Source organism: Akkermansiaceae bacterium (genome assembly GCA_017798145.1).
Classification (GTDB): Bacteria; Verrucomicrobiota; Verrucomicrobiia; order Verrucomicrobiales; family Akkermansiaceae; genus Luteolibacter.
Map to the genome: position 1 here is coordinate 3,816,565 of CP059069.1, position 12,144 is coordinate 3,828,708.

7 protein-coding genes and 1 pseudogene are annotated in these 12,144 nt (G+C 59.2%); 2 read left to right on the forward strand and 6 right to left on the reverse strand.

The window, feature by feature from the left end; all coding sequences use genetic code 11:
- Nucleotides 1-30 precede the first annotated feature (30 nt).
- On the reverse strand, nucleotides 31-1,113 hold the full coding sequence (locus tag HZ994_16430) for a class I SAM-dependent methyltransferase (GenBank protein QTN33832.1): 1,083 nt from the start codon (nucleotides 1,111-1,113) through the stop codon (nucleotides 31-33).
- 99 nt (nucleotides 1,114-1,212) lie between these two features.
- Between HZ994_16430 and HZ994_16435 the strand changes: the two genes are divergently transcribed.
- A complete protein-coding gene (locus HZ994_16435) occupies nucleotides 1,213-2,571 on the forward strand; it encodes a sulfatase (protein QTN33833.1) in 1,359 nt (452 codons plus the stop codon).
- Between the two features lie 234 nt (nucleotides 2,572-2,805).
- On the opposite strand, the gene HZ994_16440 is transcribed toward HZ994_16435, so the two are convergent.
- Both HZ994_16440 and HZ994_16445 read right to left on the reverse strand, forming a co-directional pair.
- Nucleotides 2,806-5,343 carry a tetratricopeptide repeat protein gene (locus HZ994_16440; protein ID QTN33834.1) on the reverse strand — a complete coding sequence of 846 codons (2,538 nt, stop codon included), beginning with the start codon at nucleotides 5,341-5,343 and terminating at the stop codon, nucleotides 2,806-2,808.
- Between the two features lie 149 nt (nucleotides 5,344-5,492).
- On the reverse strand, nucleotides 5,493-5,963 hold the full coding sequence (locus HZ994_16445; protein QTN34427.1) for a PEP-CTERM sorting domain-containing protein: 471 nt from the start codon (nucleotides 5,961-5,963) through the stop codon (nucleotides 5,493-5,495).
- Between the two features lie 631 nt (nucleotides 5,964-6,594).
- Here HZ994_16445 and HZ994_16450 point away from each other — a divergent pair.
- A complete protein-coding gene (locus HZ994_16450; GenBank protein ID QTN33835.1) occupies nucleotides 6,595-7,989 on the forward strand; it encodes a VCBS repeat-containing protein in 1,395 nt (464 codons plus the stop codon).
- A gap of 121 nt (nucleotides 7,990-8,110) precedes the next feature.
- Here the strand turns inward: HZ994_16450 and HZ994_16455 are convergent.
- The 3 genes and pseudogenes from HZ994_16455 to HZ994_16465 form a co-directional block, all read right to left on the reverse strand.
- Nucleotides 8,111-8,290, reverse strand: a pseudogene (locus HZ994_16455) (DUF1501 domain-containing protein).
- A gap of 87 nt (nucleotides 8,291-8,377) precedes the next feature.
- Entirely contained in the window at nucleotides 8,378-10,696 is a 2,319-nt protein-coding gene (locus tag HZ994_16460; GenBank protein QTN33836.1) for a hypothetical protein, read from the reverse strand.
- Complete coding sequence (locus HZ994_16465; GenBank protein QTN33837.1) at nucleotides 10,693-12,102, reverse strand: sel1 repeat family protein; 1,410 nt, start codon at nucleotides 12,100-12,102, stop codon at nucleotides 10,693-10,695. Before HZ994_16465 ends, HZ994_16460 begins: the two co-directional genes overlap by 4 nt.
- Nucleotides 12,103-12,144: the final 42 nt, after the last annotated feature.

Below are 12,144 nucleotides of genomic sequence, written 5' to 3' on the forward strand. Positions count from 1 at the left end.
AAAATGCGAAAGGAACTTGCCGCCGATGCTTCACCCCAGCAAGCCCCGCTCCGCCACATGCCGCAGCCACGGGATGAAATCCAGCTCCGGGGACACCTTTCGCGCGTAGTCCGCCAGTGCCATTACCGAGAGGCTGCCGTCCATCGCCGCCAGCACCTTTAGCTGCGGGAAAGTGAACACGCACGGCTTCAGCCCCTCATCCGGCAGCGGCAGGCACTCCCGCGCGCAGACCAGCCGCCAAGCATCCAGCTTAGGGAAATCCGGCACCCTCTTCTGGAGAGCTGCGGCTTTGGCCGGCATCTTCGGATTTCCCAGCACCGCATCCGCTCGGCAAAAAACCTCCTCCCGGAACGTCCTGCCCTCCGCCCCATCCCCCGCATCGCTTCCTTTTTCCCCGGATACGGCATCCCCCAGCCACCGCAGCCCGCTCGCCTCCGCCAGCTTCATCACCGCCCCCAGCGACCAAGCATCCATCACCGGCGCGAAGTCATCGAAAGCCAGCACCTCAGCCCCCTTCGCCAGCATGTCGGCCACGATTTCCCTCTCATCGCCCTCCGCTACATCCGCCATCACGGAAAGCGCCGTCATCTCATCCACACCGCCTGCCGCTTGGATTATGCGCACCTTTTCCACCACCGCCATCCTCGCCTTCCATCCCGCTGCCACATTGAAGCTCACCACCGCGATCCCGCCCGCCGCCAGCCGTTTCCCAATGAAATCAATCAGCGCCAGCTTCACCTCATCCGGCACCCAAGAGAAAACCCCGTGCGCGATGATGAAGTCGAAATCACCTTCCGGCGCAAATTCCTGCACCGGGCACTCGCAGAATTTCACGTTCCTCATCCCCGCCTGCCGCGCAAGGTTCCGCGCCACGGAAATCGACCTGCCGGAAATATCAACCCCCACACACTCCGCCCCCGGCCAGCGGTTCGCCAGCGAGAGGATATGATGCCCCGTCCCGCAGCCGATCTCCAGGATGCGCGCGCCGCCGGGATCCACCACCTCTAGCCCTGCCGCCCGCGCCACCGCCGCATTCACCGCCGGATCCGCAGACGGGTGGCTCATCGCCGGATAGGCTTCCGCTTGGTAAAGCTCTGCAAAGGTGCGTGGCATGAGCCTGTGTCCATCATGGGGAAGAGCTTTGCAAACCCTTTGGAGCAAGCCGACCATTTCATGTTCGCAACAAACCAGCCACCAGCTACGCTCATGCCAATGAGCAAGACTATCGCAATCCTTCTGACACTTGCCCCCATCGCTTCAAAAGCGCAGGTGAAGAACGTCCTCTTCCTCATCTCCGACGACCTGAAAGCCTCCGCCCTCGCCTGCTACGAGAACAAGATTTGCGCCACTCCCCACATAGACCGACTCGCCGCACGAGGGATGGTTTTTGACCGCGCCTACTGCCAGGGCACCTGGTGCCAGCCTTCCCGCACCTCCCTCATGCACAGCCGCTACACCGGCTCCGAAGGGAAAAACCTCGCAGCCCAAATCCGCTCGCACGGCGTTTTCACCGCCCGCGTCGGCAAGATTTTCCACATGAAAGTCCCCGGCGACATCATCGCCGGCAGCGATGGCGAGGACATCCCCGGAAGCTGGGACGAGAAATTCAACCCCTCCGGAAAGGAAGCCCACACCCCCGGCCTCTACGCCTTGCTCAACAAAAACATCTTCACCCGCGAAATGGATGGCCGCCAGACCACCGCCATGCCCCACCGCATGTTCGTCTCCGTCGAGGCCGGTGGTGACGGCTCCGACCAGCCCGATTGGAAAGCCGCCGACCTCACCAACTCACTCCTGAAACGGCACGCCGGAAAACCCTTCTTCATCGCCACCGGATTCGTCCGCCCCCACTACCCGAACGTCGCGCCCAAGGATCTTTTCGCCAGATACCCTTTTGCGGATATGCCCCTCCCCATCGTCCCGGAAAATGACCTCGCGGACATCCCCAAGCCCGGCCAAGGCCAGACCCTCAGCCAGCAATGCGGCATCGACCAATACCCCGACAACATCCGCCGCATGTGGGCCGCCTACTACGCCACCGTCACCTTCATGGACGCCCAGCTCGGGAAAATCCTCGACGAGCTGGACCGCCTCGGCCTCACCGACTCCACCGCAATCGTCTTTACCAGCGACCACGGCTACCACCTCGGCGAGCATCATTTCTGGCAGAAATCCGACCTCCACGAGGAAGTCACCCGCGTCCCCCTCATCATCGCCATCCCTGGCATGAAACCCGGCCGCACCAACTCCCTTGCCGAACTCACCGACATCTACCCCACCATCTGCGAAACCCTCAAACTCCCCATCCCGGAAACCGTCCAGGGAAAAAGCCTACTCCCCATCCTCAAAGACCCTTCCACCACCATCCGCAAAGCCGCCCTCTCCCTCAACGGAAAGCACCACGCCCTCCGCACCGCCCGCTGGGCCTACATGCGCTACGCCGACGGCTCCGAGGAACTCTACGATATGGAGAAAGACCCCGGCCAGTTCACCAACCTAGCCCGCACGGAAAAGCCGCTCGCAGCGCTCACCGAAATGCGGGAAATGTTGGAGGCACGACTGGCGAAATGAATATGGAGAAGGATGCCTCCGGCTCCTTGGCGGAGAATCGAGAACGGCTCGCTCGGGTTGATATGAGGAGCCAGAGGCATTCTTATCCTTACGCCAGAATTTTACTTGCCACGTTCCCAGGCACATCCGTCAGTCGGAAGTCGCGGGTCTGGGAGCGGAAGGTGAACCGGGTGTGGTCAAAGCCCCTCGGTTGGAAATTGGCAGTTGCCGCCCCGTCTCACAGCCGTGAAGAGGCTACTTGGATTCGGATTCCGGCAAAAGATACGGTTTCCGGTTCCGATACAGGGCGAGACGATCGAGAATCGCGGCGGCAAGCTCCTGGTCTTTCGTAAGCAGAGCGAGACCCCAGGCTTCATCTGCACAGATTTCGGCTTCTTCGTAGTTTCCGGTTGCCGCCAGTGCCGCCGCCAATACGTCTAGCGGTCCGGTTGAGCTTCTTCCTGTGTCCTGCACCACCCGCCTCGCCAATTCCACAGCTTCCTTGCGTTTGCCCTCCGTGGTTTCCGGACGAACGGCCAAGACCCAGGCCAGTCCGAGAGCTGCGTTGAGTTCGTTGGGGGAAATCTCCAATGCCTGGCGGTAGTCCGATTCGGCTTCGTCAAATCGCCCCAAGGCAATCCTAGCTTCCGCACGATGCAACCTGAGATCCACTTCGTCGGGTTCCTGCGCAACGACCATTGAGAGCTGGTTTTCGGCTTCTTCGAAGTGCCCTTGTTTTTTCAGGATCAAACCAAGCTGCTTGCGAGCACCCAGATGAAAAGGGTTCGCCTTCAGCGTATCTCTGAGTTTCCCTACGGCGGCCTTGATATCCCCGTTCTCGAAATGAATCCTGCCCAGATTGAAGAGTATGGTTCCATTGCCGGGTAGTAATGAATCCGCAAGCTCGAACTCCCTGAGGGCCTGCACCCATTCGCCTCGCCGGACAAAGAGTTGTCCCAATTTGCTATGTCGGCTGGCCACACCCGGCTGCGCCTCCAGAGCTTGGCGGAACAGCTTCAGTGCCTGCTCCTTCTCACCCGCGCGCTCGTAGTGCTCGGCAATCAATACCATGTAGTCCAGTGGTACGGTGGTAAGCTCAAGGCACCGATCGAATGCCTTATCAGCTTCGGCTTTGCGCTTCTGGGCGAGCAAGGCCTGACCCAGAAGCGCGTGGAAGTCGGCTCGGCCGGGCAAATCCCGCATCAGCCCGCGGATTGTGGCTTCTGCCTCCGAAGCGTTCTTCTGCTGTAGCTGCAATCTGGCCAAAGCCATGCGTCCGTGGAGATCATCGGGTCGCTTCCTCAGGGCCGCGGTCAGGGCCTGTTGCGCCCTGAGCATGCCTTCGTCCGTCTGGTATTCTCGCAGCGAACGGATTCGTGCGTGAATTTTAGAGCAGCGTTCGTAGTAATCCAGCTGGCCTAGGAACGGTGGCCTAACGACCATGCCCATCATGTCGGTGTCCATCTCAAGCCGGTCCCAGCCGGTCAGGCCTAGCAGCTCGGCACAATGTTTTTGCGTGGGGATGGCGTGGATCGGAGAACCTTCGATCTGCCTGACCGTCTCATGGAACACCATGCCGGCCAGTTCATAGTCTCCTTCGAAAGTCAGATGAACGTGCTCGTAAAACAGCTTGTCACCCGGAAGGCCGTGCTTGACCTGTGGCAGGCTCTTGAACCGCTTTTCAGCATCCAGCAGGATCACGGAGTCGGCGTCACCCGCCTCACGGATGATCCGGTTGATTTCCGAATCGGCCCGGAACCGCAGCGTGTCGAGGTCACAGGCCTTTTGGTAGGATGCTCCAGCCCTACGGTCATCACCCATTGCTAGTGCGCACCGTCCGCGCCTGAAATGAAGCTCGGCAAACTGGCTGTCGATTTTTTCCGCCTCGGCGTAGGTTTCATCCGCCTCGGTCCAGCGGCCCTGCTGTTCCAGTGAGACGCCCTCGCTGTAAAGCCGTTCCCACTCTTTCAGGGCGGAATCATCCAAACCGCGTGAATGGTCGGACGCAAAGGGAGCGCAGTCGGACAGGTTCACCGGCACCGTGCACAAGATCATGGGGACGCCGGCATCTTGCGCCGTTTCGACGATGTCATTCAGATTCGCCGCAAAGTGGCTGTAAACCTTCTCGATCCGTGGGTCAGTGGCGGGCACGCGATGATCGAGAAACATTTCCATCCCGAGCCATTCGGCTTGCTTGAGTGACTTTTCCCCGAATCCTTCGATGGCATTCCTCACAAACTGGCCGGTTCGGGAGGATTTGGCAGCCAGCGACAGGGCGATCATTCCCCGTCCCGGTGTCTGACGGTTGAACGTGGTGCCGGCGCCAAAGGGGCCGACGACCTCGTTGTTGCCCATGTATACCACGAAGAGATCGGGATCATAGTCCGCGCACTCCTTGGCGACCCGCATTACCACGTGGGAGTTGACGGCCACCATGGCGGTGTTGATGACTTCGAAACGCCGGCCTGGATAGGCCTCCTGCAGCATCAACTCAAGGATCCGGCCGAAGCTGAACCGCGGATCAGGCGTTCCCCGGGCGGCGGATCCCCCCATCACAAAGATGCGGTAGGTGCCCTCGGCCTTTTTCCTGCCCATCCGGATCATGTCCGGCTCGCGGACCAGTTGCTTGGGAAAATACGGGTAGGTGTAGCGGGGGTTGCCGGTGACAAGATCGCCCCGCCCTGTCACCGGCAGGAAGAATGTGGTTGGGTCCCCGTATGCGGCGATCCTGAATATTCCCTCAACCACAAGAAGAAACAGGGTGGGTGCGAGAATCGCCGCGACGAGCCTCATCTTCCAGATTCGGGGGATTATCGGTTTCTTCATCGCGAGCGCGCTTTTTATGGCGTTTAGGTTGTTGGCTTAAATGAAACGGGCAATGAAAAACCCACCCCCTTTGGCAGAGAGTGGGTTGTTTGGGGATCCGTCGGTCGATTTCCTGCTTACCTGCGACGGCGCAGCAACAGCGCGATTCCGCCGAGGCCGAGGAGGGCGACGGTCGTGGAGGGTTCGGGTACGGGCGTCACATCCAGGTAAACGTTATCGAAATTGTATCCCCTGGAACCGGAGCCTGCGATGACCAGGGTGAGTCCGGAGCCTTCGGTTCCACCGGTGAATTGGCTGGTGTTGATGCTGTAGCTGAACGTGGCGTTCGCACCGTAGCCCTCTGGTGGCGCATCATGGGCGGTGTCAAGGATGAGTTCCTCTGTGGTGCTCCAGACGGTCGACCCCGTGAGGACGTTGCTACCGTTTCTGACGGTCTCCACGAGGGAAACGGTCATGAATCGGTCATTGGCGCTTCCCCAATTCTGTTCGGTGGCATTAAGGGAGAGCGTGAACTGATCACCAGATGTCCACGTGTGTCCCGTATCATACTCGGCGGTATCCGCAGTGTTGAACCACGCCATTTTCATCACAAAGCCCGTGACAGGAACCCCGTCGCCTTGGTTATTGCGGATCTGGTAAACATTGCCGTTGCCGTTGAAAATCCAACCAGGATAGACGGTGGAGACGGTGTTGCGTGCGTCGATAAAAGCGTTATTAACTGCGCCAACCGGACTCTCCCAATCCTCATCGATTAGTATGGTTGCCGCGCTGGCAGAAGAGCCAAATGCCGCAGCAAGCAAAGCGACCAGGCTGACTGTCTTTCTTTGTGTCATATTTTGCATGGATTTCAGGGGGTTTTTATGCTGCAAACGCATAAGATTCTTTACTAAAAAGGGCGAAATTTGCTTTGGCAAGTGAAAAAAATCAATTTTTTCCCCTGCCCGTAACGCTTGTTCATCACGAAGGTTTTTCATTCCAAGTGTTTCAAGGTTGTTATTTGCCCGAAATCATACGATTTTCCCGGCATCGCCCGTCCTTCATAGAATGAAATTTCTTTGCGAATCGTCCGTATGCCTTGTGGCGATTATGCTATCTTTTGAATCCCGTGCCGATGTTGGCGAGGGGGAGCGGCTCGCCAGTGTTCATTGTGCCACATGCCATCGTTTTCCCGATCCGGGCATTCTTCCCGAACGAAGCTGGAGATACCTGCTTCCGTACATGGGTTTCCGAATGGGGGTGGATGACCTCTCTCCGCTGGAAGGTTCGTCCCCGGAAGTGCTTCAGCTCATCAGGAGTCGGAAAAAACTCGTGCAGCAGATCGGTGCCGCTCCTGGAAAGCCAATGGTTTCCGAGGAACAGTGGGATGCCATCCGGGATTATTATCTGACAGCCGCGCCCAAGTCTCCCCTCCCGCAGCCGGACAAACCGAAGCTCGCTATGGGGCTTGATCTCTTCAGTGTGCGCCCTCACGACTTCAACAGGTCGCTTGCAGTGACATCGCTGATTCATATCGATGAGCGGAATCAGGAAATCCTCGTCGGTGACAGCAGCTACCAATCGCTCACCACCCTGACGAAGGAATTGAGAAGGCAATCCTACACAGACACTAAGGGGTTTCTCTGGTTGCAGGCTCGGCAGGGAGGCGAGGGGATACATCTGCTCTCGATTGGTGATATGGTGGGCGGATTTGCAAACAACCGGCTCGGGAAAATCAATTTCGCCGTCCGCGAAGGGCATTCCTACGTCAACAAGGGGATCGCGCTTACCGGCTTGCATCGCCCGTCGGCGATGGGCTTCGGCGATTTCGACCAGGATGGGGCGGAGGAAGTGGTGGTCACGAACTTCGGCTCCTCCAAGGGAAGTGTCGGAATCTACAAAACCGAGGCCAACGGCTGGCAGTTCGGGCTGGAGCCATCCATCGTCCTTGCGACCGAACCCGGGGCGGTGGACTGCGAGGTCGCGGATTTCGACAAGGACGGCCTGCCGGATGTGGCGGTGCTCTTCGCAGACGCCCGCGAGAACCTGAGCATTTTCCTCAACCGCGGGCGGGGCAAGTTTGAGCGTAAAGTCATTCTTGAAAAGCATTCCGCCTGGGGATTTGTGCGCTTCAAGTGGGTCGATTTCGATTATGACGGTGATCTCGATGTGATCACGGTGAATGGTGACAACGTCGATTCCGATCCCTACAACACCCTGAAGCCCTACCACGGGATACGTCTCTATCTGAACAAGAGCAACCTGACGTTTGAAGAGAGCTTTTCCTACCCGATGTACGGAGCCTACGGAGTCGCCGTGGAAGACTTCGATCAGGATGGTGATTGCGATCTGGCAGCAATTGCCTTCAACCCTGATTTCAGCAGCGAGAAAAGGGAGGATTTCGTGTATCTGGAAAACCTGGGCGGGCAGGGTTTTGCCGCCAAATCGATCAAGACCCCTGTGACAGACCGATGGATGACAATCGCCTCCGGTGACATCGATGGCGACGGCGACAAGGATCTTATCCTCGGCGGCGGCTACCTGCCCATGGGACTCGAGGTGGATTACCGTCGATTGATGGATGAGATGGATGAAAAGGGCCGGGCTCTGCTCGTGCTCGAGAACAACACACGATAGCGCATTTTGGGCTGCCATGTGGGAAACCGGGGACGGAACGAAACCCGCCTTGGGATTAGGATAGCCTCCAGCCTTCATATGAACACCTTCAACCCGGATTCGGTCGGTGCTCAATTTGGTCTCACGCCAAAATCTTCCTCACCACGTTCCCGTGCACATCCGTGAGCCTGAAATCCCTTCCCTGGGCGCGGTAGGTGAGCTTGGTGTGGTCGAAGCCTAGCAGGTGGAGGATGGTGGCGTTGAGGTCGTGGACGTGAACCTTGTCCTCGACGGCGTTGAAGCCGAACTCGTCGGTTTTGCCTAGCTGGACGCGACGCTGGCCGAGGTGCGATGCACGACACTGCGTCCGCAACACGCACCAGCTTGGCAAAACCTTCAACGCATCCCTTCATTTCGCGCCAACGATGCGATCCGTGGAATAGGTCTGCCACTCGCCCTGAATCTTCACCTGTATCTCAAGGTCGAGATCTTTGGCTTTCAACTCGGCGACAGGTCTCACGAAGAGCATGAATCTCCTTTCCTTTCCGGATGCTTCGAGCCGCAGATCCGGTTCGCCGTTGCGGTTGAGATCCTGGCTGATGGAATCGCCTTCCGATGCGAACGAGCCATCGCCCTCCGCATCCACAAACACCATTTGCTCTCCCTGGTCGTACATTTCCACGCGGGTCGGCTGCGAGGCCACAACCCGGAAATCCACAGCCTGCTCGAAATCATCCTGATATTGGATGAGATGATAGACGGGGATCAGGTAGAACGGGTTATCGAGATATTCGGATGCATCGGTGACCGCCATGGAAACACCCGCCTCCGGTTTGTCCGTGCTCCAGACCGCCTTCTGCTCCGCGCCACCGCCGTTCGGCTGCCAGGAAATTTCCACCGTTTGCGCCGCATCGGATTTGGCCGCATCGAGAAGGAAATCCACCAGCACCGTCGATCCCGGGGCGAGTGTGAGCGGCTGCACCAGACGCGGCTGTCCGCCTGTCGTGCCCAGCTGCACGAAGAGCTGCCCGGCATCCGCATCGTGCCGGGCGGAGAGCCCCGGGCCGGTGAGGGTGAGATTGCCGGACTCGTAGGCACCGGAGGGATTCGTGAGTGAGAAGAGCCCACGCGATGGCAATCCGGCCAGCGGCACCATCATCGAGCGGCGCGGCTGGAGGTCGATGCGCGGTTTCGCATCATCCTCTTTTTCCGCTGCGGGGAGAGGCGTGGAAATCGTGGCGCGGATCCTCGCGGCGGATGCAGCGGGAATTTTCGCAGCATCCAATTTCTCGCTGGCTTCCGCGAGCGCCTCCTCGGCGGAAAGTTTCTGCCCCATCAACGCACGGATCTTTGCGAGACCGTACAAAGCCTCGGGGATGCGGGGATACACATTGAACGCGCGCAGCAGGCGCAACAGCTCGTTCTGGATGCGCAGCGCGTCCTCGTATCGGCCGGATGCGATGAGGAAATCCGAGTAGATCCGGTAGAGGTCGATCTCCTCCCGCTTGATCCCGCCGGAGCGCGCCGTCTCCAACAGCGCGAGCAACGCCGGTTCCACTTCCTCCAGCGCGCCGGTGCGGACGCGGTGGCGGCACCATTCGCGATCCGCGCGGAATTTCATGTTCGCGGAAACGGCGGGATCCTTCCGCATGCCGTTGATGATCTGCCAGCCCGGCTCCGCATTCCCGCTGCGCAGATGGATATCCGCGATGAGCAGGGAAACGTTTTTCAAATCATCCGGCAAAACCCGCTTCGTCCCTTTCAGCTCCGCCTGGAGCGCATTGAGATCCGCCACCACGGATGCATCCTTTTTCCCGAGAACAAAGCCGAGATGCGCCGCCTGGCACTCCGCGAAGAGCACGTAATGCTGATCCCAGCCCTTCTTCGCGCGGTATTGCGCGACCTCCGTGTGCGACTTCATCTCCAGTTCCGGCAGTCCCAGGAAATCCCACACCTCCGCCTCGACATCGCAGCCCTTCCTCCAGAGCGCGGTCAGTTGGTCAATCACCACCTCGGAGTCTTGCAGAGTCGGCCGCTCGGCGTGCCAGCGGATGTTTCCCACCGCGTGATCCTGCGCCACGGAGCACTCCTCCAGCGCGCGCGCCCATTTGCCCTCGGCGAGATCCAGCGCGGCGACAGAAGCGAGGAAATCCATGTTCCGCCAGTTGACGATCTCCGTATGAGGCCTCCGGAGCATCACACCGGGGAAATCCTCCATCAGGGGTCTCAGAACCTTGAAACGGGAAATTTCCACCTCAGTCCTGCCGTCCATCGAGAGGCGCGTCATTTCGTAGTTGATCACCTCCCTGGCCGCACCATAGCGCCCGGCGGAAACATGCACCTGATACATCTCCGGGACCATGTTGCGGTACCAGTAGTTTTCCCCTTCGAAACGCCCGTAGCGGTAGATCCAGCCGACCACGCCCGCACTCCACACCGGATCCTCACGTTCCTTGGAGAATAGCGCGAGGCTGTTGAGCATGGAGAAAAAATCGAATCTGGCCAGCGCATCGCTTTTCCTGATGTAGGCGCGCCCGTCGGTGTCGAGAAATCGCAACGCGGCATCCATACCCTCATCCCGGTAAACCGTCCAGGCGCTACGGGCGAGTTCGACAGACTCACTGTTGCTGGGCTTGTCGCCGAACGCGGGTTCCTCCTCCGCAAGGGAAACGTTGGAAAAAGTCACGACGGCGAGTGCCGCCCAGAGATGGGTGAATGAAACTTTCATGGTAGGATCGGTGTCAGGCCGTTGAGAAAGCGCTCGGCGACAAGCGCCTCGGCTTTTGCGACTTCATCGCGGGTGAGCCCGTGGCGGCTTCGCAAGACGAAGAGCGTATCCTCGCTCATGTGCGTGGGGCTGATCCGCCGGGCTTGGAGCAGGCACGCGTATCCGCGGATGAAATGCTCGCGCGTCTTACCCAGCGGAGCCTCGGGATGCAGCAGGATCTGCCCGGCGTAGCGCAACGCGTCGAAACTCATATAAGCGTACCGCTGGGCGAGTTCCATGCACCTCGGAATATCCCTGTCCTGGCCGAGCCCTCCCTCGAAATAGATTTCCATGAGAGTTATGAGCGCGCGGTGCCCCTCATCGTTGAGCGACCACCTCCCGTCCTCCATCTGCCTGCTGCTCATCGCAATGATCTTTTCCCGGCACTCCGCCGAGAGTTTCCAATCGAGATCCCGGAACGCATATCCCGGCGCATGGTAGTTGATGTCCCCGAGTTCCTTGAGCGCGAGCAGATAGCCCTTGTCCGCCTCCTCGACGAGGTAGGCATACCAGTTCTCGCCCTCCAGTCTCAGGCTTTTCTCCCTGCTCAGCACCTTGGAAAGCTTTAGCTTAGCCTCCATGTGGTTGAGCGCCATCGCCTTCCGGTACCACATCACGCCCTTGCGCTTCGCCTCCATCTGCTTCGCCGCAGGCGTGCCCGGCTTCCAGGCGATGGCGATCTCGTCCAGGCCCATCTGATACATCGCCACCTTATCGCCCCCTTCCGCCGCCTTGAGGAAATATTTCCTGGCCAACTCGGGCTTCTTCTCGCCTCTCATCATCTCATTGCCCTTGTAATAGTGACCCATGAAAAACGCCGCCCGAGCGTGGCCCTTGTTGTCGGCGAAGTCCTTGAGCAACGCCAGCGACGCGTCCCTCTGGCTTTCATCGCCCAGTCCCTTGAGGGTGTAATTCGCATACTGCACCTTGCCGTTCGGATGCCCCATGTCAGCCGCCCTTTTCAAAAGCGCCATCCCTTTCGCGGTGTCTTTCACCGGCATTCCATCTCCGTAAATCCAGCAGATCCCCAGCTCGACCATGCCTTGCGGATTCCCCATTTCCACGGCCTTCTGGAAATGCGGAATGGCCTTGCCAATGGAAGGCTTCACATGGATCGCCTCCTTGTGGCAAAGCCCGAGCCCCGTCTCCGCCCGCGCGGAACCCGCTTCCGCCGCCTTCGTGAACGTTTCGAAAATGAACTTGTGGTCGAAGGGAGTGATCTTCCCGCTGTAAACCCGCCACGCCAGCTCGGTCATCGCCTCGGGATCCTTATCGGCTTTCTCGCGCAACTCCTTCTCGCTCATTTCGAACACACCGGCGGCACCCAGGCAGCCGGAAACAAGGAACAGGATAAGGAGGGCTTTCATGGCAACGCGGGGACAACTTTCCATCCAAGGCATGCGTAGCCT

Bases quoted from the DNA above. Each gene is read 5' to 3' on its own strand.
- HZ994_16430 (QTN33832.1), bottom strand. From the start codon at position 1,113: ATGCCACGCACCTTTGCAGAGCTTTACCAAGCGGAAGCCTATCCGGCG.
- HZ994_16435 (QTN33833.1), top strand. From the start codon at position 1,213: ATGAGCAAGACTATCGCAATCCTTCTGACACTTGCCCCCATCGCTTCA.
- HZ994_16440 (QTN33834.1), bottom strand. From the start codon at position 5,343: ATGAGGCTCGTCGCGGCGATTCTCGCACCCACCCTGTTTCTTCTTGTG.
- HZ994_16445 (QTN34427.1), bottom strand. From the start codon at position 5,963: ATGAAAATGGCGTGGTTCAACACTGCGGATACCGCCGAGTATGATACG.
- HZ994_16450 (QTN33835.1), top strand. From the start codon at position 6,595: ATGGGTTTCCGAATGGGGGTGGATGACCTCTCTCCGCTGGAAGGTTCG.
- HZ994_16460 (QTN33836.1), bottom strand. From the start codon at position 10,696: ATGAAAGTTTCATTCACCCATCTCTGGGCGGCACTCGCCGTCGTGACT.
- HZ994_16465 (QTN33837.1), bottom strand. From the start codon at position 12,102: ATGAAAGCCCTCCTTATCCTGTTCCTTGTTTCCGGCTGCCTGGGTGCC.